This window comes from Geomicrobium sp. JCM 19037, assembly GCF_000698105.1.
GTDB lineage: Bacteria > Bacillota > Bacilli > Bacillales > Marinococcaceae > Geomicrobium_A.
In genome coordinates this window covers 18,783-36,059 of the sequence record NZ_BAWZ01000027.1, presented here as the reverse complement: position 1 = coordinate 36,059, position 17,277 = coordinate 18,783, and the positions used below count along the sequence as shown (strand labels likewise).

Below are 17,277 nucleotides of genomic sequence, written 5' to 3'. Positions count from 1 at the left end.
ATATGAAGGTTGTTTGGAAGAACAAGCCGGGATGTTGTACAGCGCAGCTTGTGTACGCGCTTTTCGAGAGATGGCCTTACAAGCAGGGCTGAACTTCTCGTCAACACTCCAGTAACGAACATCTCACCGGATCAATCAACGGTGTATACGCCAGATGGAAATTATACTGCCTCTCAGATCATCGTTAGTGGTGGTGCGTGGAATGAGCATCTTTTCAATGATCTCGGGCTCGATGTCTCTTTACAGCCAACGAGGCAAACCAATGTATGGTTTGATGCGGACGAAGAACTGTTCTCAATTGATCATCCATTTCCCATTTTCTTTGCGGATCTTCCTGACGGAGAATATTACGGTTTTCCTGCCATTGACAATAAAGGCATCAAGTCTGGACGTCACGATGATGGACCGCATGTGAATCCTTCCTCAATGGATCGTACATTCGGAGCTTACCGAGAAGATGAACAAGCTCCAAGGCAATTTCTTGAACGATTTTTACCTAAAGCTGCAGGCGCACTCGTTGATGGTCGAGCTTGCATATATACGCGCACACCCGATAATGACTTTATCATTGACCGTCACCCGAAACACCCTCACCTCTTGCTAGCAGGCGGTTTTTCAGGACACGGTTTTAAATATGCGCCGGTCGTTGGCGAGATTTTATCTGAACTTATCATTGATGGCCAGACTACTCACAATATTGACCCCTTCTCAATCGAGCGGGAAAGCTTGAAAAACTAGCTGCTTATTCAGCAGCTAGTTTTTCATTTTAGTAGATTCCAAATGTCGCAAGCATAATCGCAGGAATGACGGATAAAATCGGAATAATAACCGATACAACCGCAATATCTTTGTACGATTGTTTATGCGTCATTCCCGTCACAATGAGCAAGGTTAAGATGGCACCGTTATGTGGTAATGAGTCTAATCCACCTGAAGCTAATGACGCTACGCGGTGAAATGCCTCCGGTGACGGTCCGACAGACTGAGCGATTTGATAATACGTATCCCCTAACGCTTCAAGCGCAATACCGAGACCACCTGAAGCTGACCCCGTCGCTCCAGCGAGTACATTGGCGGCAATTGCTTGGGAAATAAGCGGACTGCCCGGTGCACTTAACAGCGCTTCGGATAATCTAGCAAATCCGGGAACACTTTGTACAACTGTCCCGAAGCCGACCGCTGCACTCGTATTAATAATCGCTAAAACTGAGCCGCTAGCTCCTTCGTTCATTGCTTTTACAAACATTTTTACTTTCGTAATAGAAATGAGCAAATTCAAAATGATTCCAAGTAGTAACGACACAATAATATCTAGTTGGACGATGTTGAGTGCAATGATAACCGTCAGTAACGGTAATACTGCTAAGTAAATCGGCGGCGGATCACCAAACACGCGATTGTCTTCTTCCTTTTCTTTCGGTTCTGTGAATACTTCTTCATTGGCACGCATCTTGTTCTCTCGCCACTTCAAGTACACATAACCGGTTACAGCCATAAACGCTGCTGCGACAAGTCCCATGATCGGAGCGGCAGCAGCCGTCGTATTGTAATAATCTGTTGGAATGAGGTTTTGGATTTGTGGTGTGCCCGGCAAAGCCGTCATCGCAAACGTGAGCGTGCCAAAAGCAAGCGTGGCAGGCATCAACCGACGAGGTAAGTTCGCCTGACGAAACATATCAAGCGCTAACGGATACACCGCAAAAACAACAACGAATACACTGACGCCCCCGTACGCAAGAACCGCACACGATAGTGCCACACCCATAATCGCCCGTTTGGCTCCGAGCACTCGGATAATGCCACTCGCAATCGATTTTGCCATGCCCGTATACTCCATCAACTTCCCAAATATCGCACCGAGCATAAAGACCGGGAACCAACTTTTTGCAAAATTCACAAACCCACCCATGTACGTATCCGTATATGCATCTAATAAATCCAACCCACCTGTAAGAGCCACGACCCCTGCACAAATAGGTGCAATCCAGATAATGGACCAGCCACGATATGCGAGTACCATTAATAGGATCAAACCGATAAAAATCCCTAACATATGTAGACCTCCCCTGACTTTTGTTAACGCTTACATTTTATCATAAAAGTATGCACGAAAAGGAACGAGCATGACTCTCATCCATCATCAAGAAGAAAGCCTGAGTCAATTCTTCTATCAGACTGGTAAGCCGACAAACGTAGGGGGAAAAGCCGATTCACTTTACCTCTTTTCCAAGTTGCGACCGTAACTTTTAGCGTTTCTATGTCGCTTCTCTGTCGCAAAAATGATTTCCGTCATTTTTCGACAGAGATACGGCGCAGTATGTACGCAAAAAGCACAGCAGATAAATCTTTCATCCGCTGTGCTTGGATACTTACTAGCCCTCGACGTGCAATTGTGGATGGCTTGTTGTACTCCGCCCTCGTTCTTCTAATTACTCCTACTTTACGTATTTAACCCGCCAATTAGCTCAGATACTGAACCAATCACCATGTTCGGTATGCCAAGTTTGATATCAAAGTCATCGGCAGCATGATGTTCAGCTACCCACTTTTCTTGAAATGCCTTCCCCATAAATGAAGGACGTGAATAAGGATTGACCCCCGTTAGTGACTCAGGTAAAGATCGTGTAATAAATACTGATGTCCACCCTGACTCATTCGCCATATACACATCATGATCAATCCGATCACCAACATGAGCTACAATGTTCCCATCGCTCACTAAACTCTCGAGCATTCTTGAATCAGGCTTGGCGTACCCCGTTTGATCAGGGTTAGAATAACATCAAAATGTGAAGCAATACCCAGAAACTCCATCACTGGTAATTGATATTTAGCAAAACCATTTGTAGCAGCAACAAGTGTGTATCCTTTTGATCGTAATTGCTGAAGTGTGGCGATAATCTCATCATTCAGTAAATAAACTTTACCTTTCGTAGAATGTTTCTTCACCAATTCCTCAATCTCTTGGTCCCAAGTGAGCTGCTGGGAAGAAAACAGACTAGACACAATCTGATCCCAATCATATGCTTCAACAATTTGCCCTTTACTCATTCGAGCGTTGTGCTCTTCTACAAGCAGATTTTTCATTGAAATTTCATCACTCAACTTTTTCTTTCGCAATTTGTTCAATCTCCGGGAACACATAGGAGACAAAGGGATTTTGCATCAAGGTGCCGTCTAAATCAAATGTAATGTATTGTTTCATCTATATCACCTCACAAAAAATTAGAATAGCACGGGCTGTTCGGCCATTTACACTCCATTCTGTATCGTATTCCTTAAGTATCGAGATCATCCCTTCCGCCCTATAAAACATTTGAGTGTAAAGAACAATTCCAAAAGTGATTCACAATATTATAAACCATACCCGTTTTCTACCAAATAATTTTCACCCATATTTTAGACCCTTGTCTCATATTCATGTACAGACAGAGAAGAGGGTGGTTGAATGAATTCATTTTTTCGAGGTCTACTTGTTCTTTCCTTAGCGGCATTCGTCGGGGAATGCTTGGAGCTGTTTATTAATGTCGTGCTCGCAAGAGAGCTAGGGGATGAAGCATTTGGCATGTACATGGCGATCTTGCCGACGATGCTATTTGTCGTTGTGCTCGCCAACATGGAGTTGCCCGTATCGATCTCCAAACTGATTGCTGAACAAGAACCAAATTATCATTGGAGCGTTCTCATTCATGCGTTAAAACTCGCAACAGTTTGTGCAGCAACCGTTATGTTACTTGCCGTATGGATTTTGCCAATGCTTCCCGTATTTGACGATTACCACACGGGAATTCAATGGCTAATGATCCTCCTTGTACCTGTTATCTCCTTCTCTGCTGTCGTAAAAGGCTATCTCATTGGCGCACAAAAAACAGGCATGATTGCCATTGCCAATGTGTTGAAGCGGACATGCCAGCTACTTGGTCTTTTGTTTGTGTTCAGTTTCTTTTCATGGGAGTCTGACACCGCAATTTTTATGGCCTTACTCGCCTTGAAATTAAGTGAATTGCTCGTGTTAACTTACTTAGTCACTGTATTTATTATTAATATGCGACGCATCAAAAAAGCAAAAAGTTCCACGATGCCGTGGGCAGAAGCGCGGAAGAAACTATTAGCTGTATCGGTACCTACAACTGGTTTACGGGTCTTTCATTCCGCAACATTTGCCATTAAACCGTTCCTCATTACGTGGGCACTCGGAAACGCTGGCATGATTGAAAGCATTGCCTCGTTGAATACGGAAAGCTCGCTGGTATTGCGTTCACGATTGGATTCTTTCCAGCATTTATTGCCCATGCCCTGTTGATTGTTCTAATCCCAATCGTTGCGGACAGCTATGAAAAGAAAGATTTCCGCACACTCCACCATTATTTGAAACTATCCATCCTTGTGACCATCGTGTACGGGGCACCTGTGATTCTCGCATTTTATGCTTTTTCTGATACAATTACGAATCTCTTTTTCGAAGAATCGACAGCTTCCGCTTATTTAACGATTCTCGTGCCGTATTTCTTGTTCCACTACTTTGCCATTCCGCTCCAAGCCTACTTAATTGGCATAGGACTTGTAAGGGACGCGTTTATTCACTCGTTGTATTCAACGATTATCTCTTTTATCCTCATGCTGTATTTAGGTTCACTGCCAAGTCTACAGATGGATGGCATTATTCTCGGAATGAACATGGGTGCGGTATTATTAACACTTATGCATTATGTCACCATTTGCGAAAAACTCGGATTAAATGTGATGCTTGGGAGGAAGAACGGGGCTTTGCTTCATAACGAAACCTATAGACTTCACAGGGTAACAATCGCTCTATACGATTAAGCGCCAACATCTTCGCTGCCTAACATTGCTAGTCCCGAGATTGTTATGGGCATTCGTAACACTTTTGCCCAGGCTTATGTGGTCATCTAAAAGGGCAAAGACCGGCATCCTCTCTGACTCTTTTAAGTGACAATCCGCGCTTCAAACGGGTTCTTTTAAGGCACCAAATGCCTCATATATTTCTTATTGTGACAGTTGGCAACGTTTATGTGCGCATTCCGAAGAAGAATAGTGACTTTCGCTTGCCCACATGTAACAAAAATCAGTTTCAGTGACGATTGGATCCCTCTCTTTAAACATCTAGCGGGGTGGAAATCTTACCATAGAATCGTTTATGGTAAGATTCTTCTTGTTTTACAAGGTCTATGGTTGAAAATCGTACGATAGAAACGATAGATTCTCCCATAAACAGGCCAATTGTACAATTTCAGTCTAATGTGCGGTCAATTTTTAGAAAATCTGCTCATAATGGGTAACCAGCCCATTGAAACCACCACATAAATCGCCCCCTCGTTCATGCTAACGAGTAAAGTGAACATCTTCTAAAGTAGTATTCATTAAAATAAGAAAGAACGAGATCCTATTTTTAGGCACATCGGTAGACAGACGAGTGAGCCAAAGTAACCCCTTATGCTCTGGAGTTAACACACCCGCCTGTAGCAGAAAGCAAGCATCAATAGGGCAGATTAAACGCAACTTATATAGATCACCCAGATACTGGAATAAAAAGGTGTTTGGCGCGATCATGATCGCAGTTTTCCATAATTAACCACACTGCGGTTTAAAAGTCGTTCTACTAAATTCCCTTCGTTAACGAAGGGTTTTATTGATTATTTATTCTGGTTCATAACTCCCAAATTTCTCACCTTGGCTAAACCGAAGCGCAATTTCTTCCATCGTTGTAAACGTAAATCCTCGTTCGATGAGTGTGTCTAACCATCGCTCAAATGCTAATAAGCGGTGACCTCGACCAGATACTTGCGGATGAAGAGTGATAACCATATTGCCGTTTTTAAAATCTCTTGACATGTAAGACGCATCGTCAAGCCAATTATCATACATGTACTCTGGCTTTTTTAAACCTGGGATAAAACCTGATGCTCCCTTCGAAAACTCAAGATACGGATAATCATCTAAAGACCAGGAAACTGGAATTTCAATAATGGTTGTTTGATCCCCGAAAATAGGTGGCTTCTGTTTTGGAAATTGATCCTGACTTCTTGAATAATAGGGGGAGTAGTCTTTGCCCATCTGACTACTATCATAGATTAGTCCTAACGATTCGATGTTTTTGATTGTTCTTGATGAGACATCCCAAGAGGGAGAACGAAATCCTTTAGGTGACTTACCAATTAAAGCAGACGCCACATGAAAAGACCGGTCCAAGATATCAAGTTCTTCCTGTTCGTCAAGCAGATTAAAATTCTCATGATCATATCCATGCAATCCAATTTCATGACCGTCGTCATGAATATCTAGACATATTTTTGGGTAGGTTTCCATCGTATGTCCTGGTATAAACCACGTTGACTTTAGATTTCTCTTTTTGAGTGTATGAAGGAAGCGAGGAACTGCTTCCGCTCCAAATTCACCTCTTGAAATTGAACTCATTGACGTCATATCTTTTTGCAACCATAACGATATAGCATCAAAATCAAATGTCAAACATATATTCCCACTCATCGACCACACTCCATTTTAGTAAGAAGCACTAATTGTTCTGCCTCCGTCAATAATAAATTCCGCACCGGTTGTATATAAAGACTGGTCTGACAATAAAAACAGCACAGTGCGAGCAATCTCTTCACTGTTGCCAATACGACCAAGCGGAACGCCTTTCTGATAATCAATCTTTTCATTCTTTTCTTTATCTTCACGATGCTTCATCATTTCTGTGTCTACAAATCCTGGGAACACTGCATTTATGCGCACTTGCTTGTCTGCATATTCTAATGCTCCGTGTTTGGTAAGTGTCCGAATTGCACCTTTACTCATTCCATATAATGACACATTTTTAGCTCCAACTAGCCCGGCTGTTGAACTGTTATTCACAATTGATCCTCCGCCGTTTTCAACTAAATGAGGGATGAACGTCTTCATTCCTAGAAATGTTCCTAGCACATTTACATTCATAATCTTATGAAAATCGTCTACCGAAGTATCGACTAATGGCTTAATTAGGAATACACCTGCATTGTTAAACAGACCGTTCACTCGCCCGTATCTGTTTAGTACTTCGCTTTTCACTTGTTCCCAGCTTTCCTGAGAAGATATATCATGGGGGAGAAAGTCAACTTTACCCGGATACTCTTCATGCAATTCAGCAAATGTACGATGACCGGCATCTTCATTCTTATCAGTAATGATGACATTTGCTGATTCAAAGAGTAGCATCTTAGCCACTGCTTTCCCAATCCCATTGCCACCACCAGTGACAACAATCGTTTTATCCTTCATGGTCTGCACCCTGATTTTCTTGTAGCGCGAGTGAAATAAACATTTTAGCCGCATTTAACATACAACGTTCATCCACATCAAATTTGGATGGTGGTTCGGATATACTGCATCGATCTCTTTATTTGCACCACCGATAAAGAAAAATGCACCGGGAATTTCTTTTACATAATAGGCGAAATCCTCCATTCCTGGCGATGGCAATAGATATTTCACGTATGGCTTTCCTACTACATTTTGCGCAAGATCATCAACGTTCTTTAAAGGTTCAGGGTGATTGTATAGTGCGGGATAGCCACGAGTATAGGAAATGTTCGCAGTCCCACCTAACCCTTCAGCAACAGCTTTTGTTACTTGTTTTATTTTCTCTTCAATAGTATCTCGAACTTCAGCATCAAATGTTCGAACCGTACCCGACATATTCGTGTTTTCCGCAATAATATTAAACGCTTGTCCCCCATTTATCTTACCAACCGTAATTACACCTGTCTTTAATGGGTCAACTTGTCTTCCGACGATTTGATGCAATTGATTCAATACTTGAGACGCAATATAGATTGAATCCACGGTGACATGTGGTTTTGCCCCATGTCCCCCTTTTCCAATGATTTCAATATCGAACTGATCACCAGCAGCATCGCATAATCACCAATGATACCAATTGTTCCTAGAGGAATGGACGTCCAAACATGTGCTCCGTATATCTCATCGACCCCATCAAGACAACCATCCTCAATCATCGAAATGGCACCACCTGGAATTTGTTCCTCAGCAAATTGATGAATGAATACAATGGACCCGCTAATTTTATCTTTATGTTGACTCAGCACTTTCGCCGCACCTAGCAAGCTCGCTGTATGGATATCGTGCCCACACGCATGCATCGCACCGTCCACAGTTGATTTATAATCCACGTTCTTCTGATCTTGAATCGGCAAAGCATCAAAATCTGCTCGAAATGCAATCGTTTTTCCCGGTTTTTCTCCTTGAAGCTTCCCTACAACACCTCTGCCTCCAACTTCTGTTCTCACTTCTAAGCCTAAATCACGTAAATAGTTTGCTATTTTTTTGGGGGTGTGCACTTCTTGAAATGATAATTCCGGATTCATGTGCATCTCACGTCGAAATTCGACCATCTCGGGATATATCGCTTGCAAATCTTCAAATAATTTTTCGGTCATGACCGCTCACCCTTTCTAATATAAATGACAAGCAACCCCATGCTCACTGCTAACATGTTTAAATTCTGGAGCTATCTCCTTACATACATTCATCACGTGAGGGCATCTCGTGTGAAACTTACAGCCATTCGGTGGATCGATAGGAGAAGGTAAATCTCCTTTTAACGTAATTCGTTCTTTTATGATACTTGGACTTGAACTTGGAATTGATGATAGCAGCGCCTGTGTATACGGATGTAGCGGGTGTTTATATAGTTCATCTGTTTCTGCCTTTTCTACGAGGTTGCCTAGGTACATTACTCCCACTTCATCAGCAATATGGCGAACGACACTTAGGTCATGCGCGATAAAAATATACGCCAAGTCAAATTCATCTTGAATGTCTTGCATAAGATTAATGACTTGCGATTGAATGGACACATCGAGTGCAGACACAGGTTCATCACATACAATAATTTCTGGATTAACTGCTAACGCTCGAGCGATGCCTATTCGTTGCCTCTGACCTCCAGAGAATTCATGCGGGAACCGAAAGTATTGGTCTTCTCTAAGGCCAACTTTGGCGAGTAGATCCATCGCTCTCGTCATTCGATCCTTTCCACTATACAGTCGGTGGATTACCATCGGCTCCTCTACCGCATTTCCGACACGCTGCTTTGGATTGATTGAACTATGGGGATCTTGAAAGATCATTTGCATTTCTCTTCTCATCTTCATGAGCTCTTTTCCTTCTAGAGAAAAGAGGTCTTGCCCTTTATATACTGCCTTCCCTCCTGTCGGCTCAATGAGCCTTAGAAGCGTCCGACCTGTCGTGCTCTTCCCACAACCAGATTCACCAACAATACCTAGTGTTTGCTTCCTCTTTAATGTGAAGCTCACAGAATCAACTGCACGTACGTTATTAATCGTTTTCCCTAGCGCATTTGTTATGGGAAAGTGTTTTTGTAATTGATCAACGACCAAAAGTTCATCTTGCACTTGTTCTTCATGTGGAACCGACATTCGTTCCTACCTCCTCTCTACTTTTGATTTCTTTATAATTCCAGCACCGCACCTTTTGGGTCCCGCTGGCAGAATCAAGAGATGGCGCCTCTGATTTGCATTTCTCTGTCCGGAAGCTGCAACGTTCATAAAACCGGCAGCCAGGAGGTATGTTATTTAATGAAGGAACGGTTCCTTGAATAACGTTCAATCGTTTGGAGCGATCACCATCAATTTTTGGCACAGACTGCAATAGCCCCCGTATATGGATGTAATGGTGACTCAAATAGATCATGAACATTTGCCTCTTCAATCACTTGTCCGAGATACATGACGACCACTCTTGAACATGTTTCTGCAACAACGCCAAGGTCATGTGTAATGAGAACAACACCCATGCCCTGCTTCTCTTTTAAATCTTTGATAAGATCAAGAATCTGAGCTTGAATGGTTACATCAAGCGCAGTCGTAGGTTCATCAGCAATCAATAATTCTGGTTCACAAGCTAAAGCGAGCGCAATCATTGCTCTTTGCCTCATTCCCCCTGATAGTTCATGAGGAAATTCATGGACTCGCTTTTCAGGAGAAGGAATCTCAGTAAGTCGAAGTAATTCAACGGCCTGAGTATAAGCGTCTTTCTTACTCTTATTCTGGTGAATCATGATTGCCTCAGCAATTTGATTTCCTATCGTATACACAGGATTTAGAGAACTCATCGGATCTTGAAAGATCATAGAGATTTCATTCCCTCTTACTTTTCTGAGCTGTTTTTCCTTTAGATGAAGCAAGTTTCTGCCCTTAAAAAGAATTTCCCCAGAGTAGTCCGTCGTTCTCCGGTTTAACAACTGCATAATCGATTCTGATGTAACACTTTTCCCACAACCTGATTCCCCTACAATTCCGATCATTTCACCTTTTTCTACATGAAATGAAACATCATCAACTGCTGTCATTTTTCCATTTTCCGTCGTAAACGTTGTTTTAAGCTCGTGGACTTCTAATAATACTCCCATTTGATCACCTATTTTCTATGTGGATCTAATAAATCTCGTAACCCATCTCCAAATAAATTAAGGCCAACACCGCCATAACGATAAATGCACCAGGGAATATGGTCATCCACCATGCGGAATGTAACACGCTTTTTCCTTCATAGATAATGTTTCCCCAGCTTGGTGTTGGCGCAGGGATCCCTGCGCCTAAAAACTTAGACTTGCCTCAATAATAATGGATATCGCAAATACATAAGTTAACTGGACAATTAAATGAGAGAGCGTGTTTGGAGCAATATGTCGCCAGATGACTCGAAATGACTTTGCTCCTTGGGCTTTTAATACTTCAATATACGTTTGTTCCTTTATAACGAGCGCGGCAGAACGAATGACACGAGCAACAGTAGGGATCATGACAACACTAAGCGCTAAAATAACATTTGTTGGGTTCGGACCATCGCAGCCATAATGGCAATCGCTAGAAGTATTGGTGGGAACGCCATTAACCCATCAGCAAACCTCATTAACACGTGGTCAAGTGGTCGATAATACGCGGAATACAACCCGATAAGTAAACCAAAGAATGCAGAAATGGCTGCTACCGACAGGCCTACATACATCGAAACTTGTGTACCGTAAACGACGCGGCTAAACAAATCTCTTCCTAGATTATCTGTACCCATGAAAAACTCTGAACTCGGCGCGCTCAGACGTTCTGTTGGGTGAATATCATACGGGTCATGGGTTGCAATAATCGGTGCAAACAAACCGACAACAACAATAACAATCAGAATAATGGAACCAAAGGTTACTGAAAGGTTGGTTAGAAAACGGCGAATGAATAGCTTTCTTTGTTTTCGCTTCAGTGCTTGTTTATTCAGCTGTGGTGTATTCACTTCAAGTTGATTAACCTGCATAGCATTTCCTCTCTTTTCGTTAGCAGTTACTTTCGATTAAGGCGCACTCTTGGATCAATTAATCCGTACATTAAATCAACAACTAGATTAATGACGACATAAAACGTTGCAATTAGTAAAATAGAGCCTTGCACCACTTCGAAGTCCCGTCTCGTAATAGCATTAATTATCAATTGTCCAATGCCAGGAATATTAAATACCGTTTCAATGACAACTGCACCTGCAATCAATTGACCAAACGTTTGCCCAATAACGGTGAGAATTGGAATAAAAGCATTTTTTAGCGCATGTTTAATGACGACGACCCATTCTTTCGCTCCCTTTGCAACAGCTGTTTTTACATAGTTGGAATGGAGAACTTCTAGCATGGATGACCTTGTTACTCTTGAGATTAAGGCTGCTTGAATTGCACCGAGTGCAATTGCAGGCAAGATTAAGTAACGCACATGCTCAAAAACGCCGGTGGAAAGAGGTTGGTACCCTGCAACAGGCAATAGAGAGAAATGTACAGCAAAGATTAATACTAATAGTAGAGCCAACAAAAAGTTAGGTACCGAAACGCCGAATAACGAAAAACTCATTACTAAGCGATCAAGATAAGTTCCTCTTCTACTCGCTGCGATAATCCCCATTGGGATAGCGATAAGAATAGCGATAGCTTGGGATAAAATAGCTAATGAGAATGTAGGGCCTAATTGGTCAAAAAATGCGTTCAATACTGGCTTATTCATATAAATCGACCAACCTAAATCTCCTCTTAGAACATTGAAAAACCACGTAACGAATTGTTCATAGATTGGGAGATTCAACCCCAAATTCTCTCTTAACTGTTCCACGTCCTGTTGAGTTGCTTCTGGACCGAGTATGACAGCCGCTGGATCGCCAGGTGTTAAGTGGATAATAAAAAAGACAACAACTGCCACAACAAGTAAAACAGGTATGACTGATAAAATTCTTTTGAGAATGTATGCTTTCATTATGTACTCACATCCTTAACTGTCCTCGAAAAGAAAGGAGATTTACGATAAACATTCAGATATCGTAAATCTCTGTTTTCATTACTCTTCTATGCTCATATTCCAAAAGATCGGACCCATAAATTCTGAATATCCATCAATATCATCTGAATAACTCGAGATAAAGTTCACCATACCGACGTTAACAACAGGTAAGTCTTCCCAAATGATTTGTTGGAGATCTTCGAACAGTTCGGTTGCTTCATCTTGTGAATCAGCATATCGAATACCATTGAGATGCCGATCAATCTCTTCATTATTTGTCCAGCCTGCGTATTCATTTTCAGAATGCAAAAACGGATACGATAACGGTGTAGCTACAGTTGTAAATTGCGTAAAGAATATGTCCCAACCTTCTTTTTGATCTCTTCTTTCTAAAAGCGTCGCCCAGTCTGTTGCATCCAAGGTTGCATTCATCCAAAGTCTTCCAATGCTTGCTGGGTAATAATAGCGGAGTTATAGTGGTAGCTATAATCCTCACTTGTTAGAATTGTTATTTCTTCTCCGCTGTAACCCGCTTCATCTAGCAACTGCTCAGCTTGCTCGAGATCATACACATCATAATGTTCTTCACCAGCTTGCGTATACCAGCTTGTCTGCTCTGGTCTCATATACGCAGGCTCCATTTCATAAAATGTTTCATCAGTGAATGCTAATGCTAAAAGGTCTTCATTATTCAAGCCATAATTCACAGCTGACCTTAACGACTGATCACCGAAAATTCCTTCTTTATTAAACACTAATGTTTGAAATCCAAACGGCCAAACATCATTGACAATACCATCTGCTCCTTCCAATTGATCGTAGCTATCTTGCGGCAATTGAAAAGCATAGTCATATTCTCCAGTAATAATGCCATTTGTTCTCGTAGAATCATCTGCAACGAAGTAGACAAACAGATCATCAACAAGGGCTTCTTTTTTTCCACCTAACCCATTAGGTTCTCCATCTAACGATTGATAATCATCAAACTTAGAGAATTGAATATAAGAATCGTACACCCAGTCCTCCAACTGAAACGGGCCTGTCCCGATGTATTGTTCAACACCAGTAGAGCCGGCGCTGTCTATAATCTCTTTTGGCATGATCGCAGCAGCTTGAGTCACATCTGCAAGTGTGTACATTACGGAGATGGAAGCTCGTCTACGTGAAGTTTGACGGTATACTCATCAACTTCTTGCCATGTTGAATCGCCCATTGCAGCAGCCGGTGCACCACCTGACTGCCACTTCTCCATTGATGCAACAACATCATCGGCGGTCATTTCTTCATCATTATGAAAAAGAACACCTTCTCTTAAATAAAAGGTAATTTCACTTCCGTCTTCATTCTCCTCAAAAGAGTCCGCTAGCATTGGAATTGGCTCATAGCTTTCGTCAAAGGTTACGAGTTGCTCAAAAACTGGTCGAGCTAAGTCTCTTACTACATTCGTGTTTGTGACATGTGGATCGAGAGTTGGAGGCTGTGAATTCCAGGCGAGGCTAACAGAGTTTTCCGTTTCTTCAGTTGTCACAGGCGTCTCTTCATCACCTTGTTCATTTGTTCCTGTTACTGCATTCTCAGGCTCTGGATCTGCACATGCAGCGACAGTCATTGCTGATAAGATAAGAAAAGAAGACATCATGAATCGTTTATTCATTTGAAATGCTCCTCTCAAAATGGTTTAATCTTCAAAAACAGCAATTGCTTCTATTTCCACAAGAACGTCCTTGGGTAAACGACTTACCTCTACCGCAGACCTTGCCGGACGATGTTCCTGCATAAACTGACTGTACTCTTCATTGATTTCTTGAAAGTGGTTCATATCATTAATAAAAATTGTTGTTTTTACGAGATTGGTTATTTCCAATTGTTGTGATTTCAAGATTGAATTAATATTCGCTAAAACTTGACGGGTTTGAGTTCGAACCTCTCTATGTACAAGTTGTTGATCGTTTGGATCAATAGGTAATTGACCTGATAAAAATAAGAAATTCCCTGCTTTAACCGCTTGAGCATAGGGTCCGATTGCTGCTGGTGCATCGTCTGTTACAATTTCTTCAACCATTATTCAATCCACCTTTTCCGATATGATACTCTTTTTCTGTTTTTATTTTTTGTAAATAATTGTATATTGTGAATTTAGAAACGTTTAAGTATTGGGCTAAATATTCAACGGCTCCTTTAATTAAAAACGCTCCCTTGTAATCGAGCCTTCGAACGATATCCACTTTCTCATCCATACTTAAATGATCAATTCCTTTGTTGAATTCGCTCACAACGTTCTCTACCATCTCTTCAATCACATCATGTACTGTTGAGTAGAATGATTCGTTTGCTTCTGTTCCGTCTTCAATAGAGAGAAATTGCTGTAATTCTTCTTGCAATGAAGATAACTTGCTAATATTTAGATTAATGCAGAGCGCCCCAACGACCCGACCCCCAATATCTCTTAAAAAAATGGTCGAGGATTTCATTATAATTCCATCATACGTCGTCGAGTAATTGGCTAGGTCTTTTACTTCTTCCGGCGGTTTTTGTAACTCTTTTAATACCAAATCAGTTGCCGGCGACCCGATATCTCTTTGCGTGAGTGTCCCTGATGAATGAATTAATGACTCATCCAAGTTACTGAAATCATGGACGACAACTTCGCAGTTAGAGCCTAACATCTTATGAATGATCTCTGCGGAGCGAATGGCTTGATCAAAAATTACACTATTCATATTTTCACCTCAAATTAAATTAATCCAGTTCACCTCACAACAAAATTTAAATTTTGTTCGATGATTACAATTTTTTGTATTTAACAGGTTTCTTTTTCAAAAATTTATTCTTTTTGTTCTATCTTAAGCAACATAATAGTTATTTATCTGAAATTTGTCAACATTATTTGTCAGATTATTTGCTCAAGAACTAATGAATTACAAAAAAATTGTAACAATAGATCTGTGCGAAATAGTAAATTTCTACAGTATATATTTTTTTACAATAGAGTTTTTCGGCATATAACTAAAATACATACCCCCTATTCCAATTAGGTCTAGCCAAACACCTTCTTTAATGACTCACATTCGTATATGATGTAATCACATATCATACATCTGACCTCTTGGAGGTGACACACATTCAAGTTCAGAAAATAATGACAAAAAGAATTTCAGAGCAAGTATCTGAGCAAATTGAAAATTGGATTACGTCGAAAGCGTATGAACCCCTGGAAAAACTTCCTTCGACGCGCGAGCTGTGTGAGCAGTTTTCTGTTAGCCGCTCTTCCGTTCGCGATGCGCTGACGAGTCTAAAAGGGAAAGGACTCATTACGATTGTTCAAGGCGAGGGATATTTGTCGCAGATACCAAGCCGCTTCCCTCTTTTCAATTCAATCTTTCAAACGAACAAACGGTACACGAATTGTTTGCTGTCCGAAAGATTGTTGAGGCCGGCATCGCTTTTGAAGCGGCACAAATGCGAACAGAAGCACAGCTTAAGGAGCTCGACTCTTTACTCGCTGATGGCTGGGAAGCGGATTATGCTTTTCACCTCGCCCTCGCCAACTGCACAGGCAACCTCATGCTCGTCCAACTATTGGAATCAATCTCAACGAGCTTAAAGAAAGCATTGCAAGATTGTCACCAAGTGATTGCTAATGACCCGGTACTTATGAACGCCATTCACGATCAGCACACCGAGCTGTATGCATGTATTCAGGCAGGAGACGCGACACGGTCAAGAGAAGCCATGCACATGCACCTCACCTATGTTGAAACGTTACTAAAAGAGGCGATTCAGGAAGGAGGACGAACGAATGAAAGGCAATAAAGGGAAGAAACGCTATGAACCGCTATCTGAAGAAGAAGTGGTTCATCTATTGCAAGAAGCGCAAACCAAAAAGCAGACGGTGATCCCAACGGGGAATGGTTCAAAACGAGGGTTTGGCGGCGTCACCGAAGATGCTGACATTGAACTGTCTCTCAAAAATATGAATCGCATTCTCGAACACTCTGCGGGGGACATGACGGTGACCGTTCAACCGGGTGCGAACTTTCAAGACGTGCAAGACCAACTTGCGGAGTATAAACAAATGATACCGATTGACCCTTACCGACCTGCCGATGCAACCATCGGCGGCGTGATCGCGAGTAATGATAGCGGACCCAAACGTGCACTATACGGCTCGGCGCGCGACCACGTGATCGGCCTTCGAGTCGCGCATCCGAGTGGAGAAGTGCTTCGTTCTGGAGGGAAAGTCGTGAAGAATGTTGCCGGTTATGATATGAACAAACTCTTTATCGGCTCAATGGGCACACTCGGGGTTATGACCGAATGTACGTTTAAACTCCGACCTATACCTAAGTTTACTGCTTTATGTGTCGTGACGTTTAGCGATCCAGATGCGTTGAGACCTTTTCTCGTCGAGCTTCTGAATAGCTACATGGAGCCGGTCACACTAGAAGTGGTCAACCTTCGCGACGTGTTGATTACGTTTGAGGATGTTGAGGAAGCCGTTCATGCGCAAATTGAATGGGTCAATACACACGTTCCAAACAGCGCCACGGTGGATACACGAACCGGCACAGACGTGCACACCTATTGGCGATCTTTCAACGACTTGTCCTTTACGCACAACGACCCGATCATTCTAAAAGTCGGAACGAAAAACATGCACGTCCTAGATGTGTTGCGAAATTGTAAGCGCTTAACCGATGTTGACGTGTATGCTCACGGCGGTGTCGCACACGGACTGAGTCGAATCTACTTGAGCGGAGACACCGCGACGTCATCCGGGCGATCCAAAACGTGCGTACCCATGCTGAGCAAATTGGGGGCCATGCGACGATCGTCGATGCACCGCTGGACGTTCGCAAAACGGTCGCCCCATGGGGAGAGCCCCCTGCTATATGAGACTGCTCGAAGGTATCAAACATCAACTTGA

The 17,277-nt window shown here is 42.2% G+C and carries 19 protein-coding genes and 3 pseudogenes; 6 read left to right on the top strand and 16 right to left on the bottom strand.

What is annotated here, in order from left to right; all coding sequences use genetic code 11:
- The first annotated feature begins 9 nt into the window (after window positions 1–9).
- Window positions 10–738, top strand: coding sequence for an FAD-dependent oxidoreductase (locus JCM19037_RS29455; protein WP_307189824.1), 729 nt, complete (start codon window positions 10–12; stop codon window positions 736–738).
- A gap of 28 nt (window positions 739–766) precedes the next feature.
- Here the strand turns inward: JCM19037_RS29455 and JCM19037_RS14870 are convergent, their stop codons facing one another.
- From JCM19037_RS14870 to JCM19037_RS23120, 3 genes are all read right to left on the bottom strand, one after another.
- Window positions 767–2,053 carry a GntP family permease gene (locus JCM19037_RS14870; RefSeq protein WP_042402494.1) on the bottom strand — a complete coding sequence of 429 codons (1,287 nt, stop codon included), beginning with the start codon at window positions 2,051–2,053 and terminating at the stop codon, window positions 767–769.
- A 387-nt stretch (window positions 2,054–2,440) separates the two neighbouring features.
- A complete protein-coding gene (locus tag JCM19037_RS23125) occupies window positions 2,441–2,734 on the bottom strand; it encodes an HAD hydrolase-like protein (RefSeq protein WP_052363928.1) in 294 nt (97 codons plus the stop codon).
- Window positions 2,719–3,120, bottom strand: a complete 402-nt coding sequence (locus JCM19037_RS23120) for an HAD hydrolase-like protein (RefSeq protein ID WP_052363927.1) — start codon at window positions 3,118–3,120, stop codon at window positions 2,719–2,721. The genes JCM19037_RS23125 and JCM19037_RS23120 overlap by 16 nt, the downstream gene beginning before the upstream one ends.
- A gap of 328 nt (window positions 3,121–3,448) precedes the next feature.
- Here JCM19037_RS23120 and JCM19037_RS27455 point away from each other — a divergent pair, with 328 nt between their 5' ends.
- Together JCM19037_RS27455 and JCM19037_RS27450 are read left to right on the top strand one after the other, a co-directional pair.
- Window positions 3,449–4,303: an oligosaccharide flippase family protein gene (locus JCM19037_RS27455; protein ID WP_238544741.1), complete on the top strand. Its 855-nt coding sequence runs from the start codon at window positions 3,449–3,451 to the stop codon at window positions 4,301–4,303.
- The gene (locus JCM19037_RS27450) at window positions 4,300–4,824 is read left to right on the top strand and encodes an MATE family efflux transporter (RefSeq protein ID WP_238544740.1); all 525 of its coding nucleotides are present in this window, start codon (window positions 4,300–4,302) and stop codon (window positions 4,822–4,824) included. The genes JCM19037_RS27455 and JCM19037_RS27450 overlap by 4 nt, the downstream gene beginning before the upstream one ends.
- Window positions 4,825–5,658: 834 nt before the next feature.
- On the opposite strand, the gene JCM19037_RS14855 is transcribed toward JCM19037_RS27450, so the two are convergent.
- From JCM19037_RS14855 to JCM19037_RS14810, 13 genes and pseudogenes are all read right to left on the bottom strand, one after another.
- The gene (locus JCM19037_RS14855) at window positions 5,659–6,507 is read right to left on the bottom strand and encodes a polysaccharide deacetylase (protein ID WP_042402493.1); all 849 of its coding nucleotides are present in this window, start codon (window positions 6,505–6,507) and stop codon (window positions 5,659–5,661) included.
- Window positions 6,508–6,522: 15 nt separating this feature from the next.
- The gene (locus JCM19037_RS14850) at window positions 6,523–7,281 is read right to left on the bottom strand and encodes an SDR family NAD(P)-dependent oxidoreductase (RefSeq protein WP_042402491.1); all 759 of its coding nucleotides are present in this window, start codon (window positions 7,279–7,281) and stop codon (window positions 6,523–6,525) included.
- Window positions 7,282–7,335: 54 nt separating this feature from the next.
- Complete coding sequence (locus tag JCM19037_RS29450; protein WP_307189831.1) at window positions 7,336–7,884, bottom strand: M20 family metallopeptidase; 549 nt, start codon at window positions 7,882–7,884, stop codon at window positions 7,336–7,338.
- Window positions 7,812–8,459, bottom strand: a complete 648-nt coding sequence (locus tag JCM19037_RS29445; RefSeq protein ID WP_307189823.1) for a M20 family metallopeptidase — start codon at window positions 8,457–8,459, stop codon at window positions 7,812–7,814. Before JCM19037_RS29445 ends, JCM19037_RS29450 begins: the two co-directional genes overlap by 73 nt.
- Window positions 8,460–8,474: 15 nt before the next feature.
- The gene (locus JCM19037_RS14840) at window positions 8,475–9,461 is read right to left on the bottom strand and encodes an ABC transporter ATP-binding protein (protein ID WP_042402490.1); all 987 of its coding nucleotides are present in this window, start codon (window positions 9,459–9,461) and stop codon (window positions 8,475–8,477) included.
- Window positions 9,445–10,453 (bottom strand): annotated as a pseudogene (locus JCM19037_RS14835) (ABC transporter ATP-binding protein). The gene JCM19037_RS14840 and the pseudogene JCM19037_RS14835 overlap by 17 nt, the downstream one beginning before the upstream one ends.
- Window positions 10,454–10,461: 8 nt before the next feature.
- Window positions 10,462–11,349: pseudogene (locus JCM19037_RS30200) on the bottom strand (ABC transporter permease).
- A gap of 26 nt (window positions 11,350–11,375) precedes the next feature.
- Window positions 11,376–12,326: an ABC transporter permease gene (locus JCM19037_RS14825; protein ID WP_042402488.1), complete on the bottom strand. Its 951-nt coding sequence runs from the start codon at window positions 12,324–12,326 to the stop codon at window positions 11,376–11,378.
- Between the two features lie 81 nt (window positions 12,327–12,407).
- On the bottom strand, window positions 12,408–12,782 hold the full coding sequence (locus tag JCM19037_RS23115; protein ID WP_052363926.1) for a hypothetical protein: 375 nt from the start codon (window positions 12,780–12,782) through the stop codon (window positions 12,408–12,410).
- The gene (locus JCM19037_RS23110) at window positions 12,779–13,489 is read right to left on the bottom strand and encodes an ABC transporter substrate-binding protein (protein WP_052363925.1); all 711 of its coding nucleotides are present in this window, start codon (window positions 13,487–13,489) and stop codon (window positions 12,779–12,781) included. Before JCM19037_RS23110 ends, JCM19037_RS23115 begins: the two co-directional genes overlap by 4 nt.
- Window positions 13,489–14,004 (bottom strand): ABC transporter substrate-binding protein, encoded by a 516-nt coding sequence (locus JCM19037_RS28625; protein ID WP_052363924.1) that lies wholly within the window; start codon window positions 14,002–14,004, stop codon window positions 13,489–13,491. Before JCM19037_RS28625 ends, JCM19037_RS23110 begins: the two co-directional genes overlap by 1 nt.
- Window positions 14,005–14,028: 24 nt before the next feature.
- Window positions 14,029–14,412 (bottom strand): RidA family protein, encoded by a 384-nt coding sequence (locus JCM19037_RS14815; RefSeq protein ID WP_042402486.1) that lies wholly within the window; start codon window positions 14,410–14,412, stop codon window positions 14,029–14,031.
- On the bottom strand, window positions 14,405–15,070 hold the full coding sequence (locus tag JCM19037_RS14810; RefSeq protein ID WP_042402484.1) for a transcriptional regulator: 666 nt from the start codon (window positions 15,068–15,070) through the stop codon (window positions 14,405–14,407). Before JCM19037_RS14810 ends, JCM19037_RS14815 begins: the two co-directional genes overlap by 8 nt.
- A gap of 419 nt (window positions 15,071–15,489) precedes the next feature.
- Here JCM19037_RS14810 and JCM19037_RS30195 point away from each other — a divergent pair.
- From JCM19037_RS30195 to JCM19037_RS14800, 3 genes and pseudogenes are all read left to right on the top strand, one after another.
- Window positions 15,490–15,672 (top strand): annotated as a pseudogene (locus JCM19037_RS30195) (FadR/GntR family transcriptional regulator); the annotation flags it as partial.
- Between the two features lie 83 nt (window positions 15,673–15,755).
- On the top strand, window positions 15,756–16,163 hold the full coding sequence (locus JCM19037_RS27445) for a FadR/GntR family transcriptional regulator (RefSeq protein ID WP_052363923.1): 408 nt from the start codon (window positions 15,756–15,758) through the stop codon (window positions 16,161–16,163).
- On the top strand, window positions 16,150–17,277 hold the full coding sequence (locus JCM19037_RS14800) for an FAD-binding oxidoreductase (protein WP_052363922.1): 1,128 nt from the start codon (window positions 16,150–16,152) through the stop codon (window positions 17,275–17,277). Before JCM19037_RS27445 ends, JCM19037_RS14800 begins: the two co-directional genes overlap by 14 nt.

Coding starts and splice junctions, on each gene's coding strand:
- JCM19037_RS14870 (WP_042402494.1), bottom strand. CDS start 2,053: ATGTTAGGGATTTTTATCGGTTTGATCCTATTAATGGTACTCGCATAT.
- JCM19037_RS23125 (WP_052363928.1), bottom strand. CDS start 2,734: ATGCTCGAGAGTTTAGTGAGCGATGGGAACATTGTAGCTCATGTTGGT.
- JCM19037_RS27455 (WP_238544741.1), top strand. CDS start 3,449: ATGAATTCATTTTTTCGAGGTCTACTTGTTCTTTCCTTAGCGGCATTC.
- JCM19037_RS14855 (WP_042402493.1), bottom strand. CDS start 6,507: ATGAGTGGGAATATATGTTTGACATTTGATTTTGATGCTATATCGTTA.
- JCM19037_RS14850 (WP_042402491.1), bottom strand. CDS start 7,281: ATGAAGGATAAAACGATTGTTGTCACTGGTGGTGGCAATGGGATTGGG.
- JCM19037_RS29445 (WP_307189823.1), bottom strand. CDS start 8,459: ATGACCGAAAAATTATTTGAAGATTTGCAAGCGATATATCCCGAGATG.
- JCM19037_RS14840 (WP_042402490.1), bottom strand. CDS start 9,461: ATGTCGGTTCCACATGAAGAACAAGTGCAAGATGAACTTTTGGTCGTT.
- JCM19037_RS14825 (WP_042402488.1), bottom strand. CDS start 12,326: ATGAAAGCATACATTCTCAAAAGAATTTTATCAGTCATACCTGTTTTA.
- JCM19037_RS23115 (WP_052363926.1), bottom strand. CDS start 12,782: ATGAATGCAACCTTGGATGCAACAGACTGGGCGACGCTTTTAGAAAGA.
- JCM19037_RS23110 (WP_052363925.1), bottom strand. CDS start 13,489: ATGTACACACTTGCAGATGTGACTCAAGCTGCTGCGATCATGCCAAAA.
- JCM19037_RS28625 (WP_052363924.1), bottom strand. CDS start 14,004: ATGAATAAACGATTCATGATGTCTTCTTTTCTTATCTTATCAGCAATG.
- JCM19037_RS14815 (WP_042402486.1), bottom strand. CDS start 14,412: ATGGTTGAAGAAATTGTAACAGACGATGCACCAGCAGCAATCGGACCC.
- JCM19037_RS14810 (WP_042402484.1), bottom strand. CDS start 15,070: ATGAATAGTGTAATTTTTGATCAAGCCATTCGCTCCGCAGAGATCATT.
- JCM19037_RS14800 (WP_052363922.1), top strand. CDS start 16,150: ATGAAAGGCAATAAAGGGAAGAAACGCTATGAACCGCTATCTGAAGAA.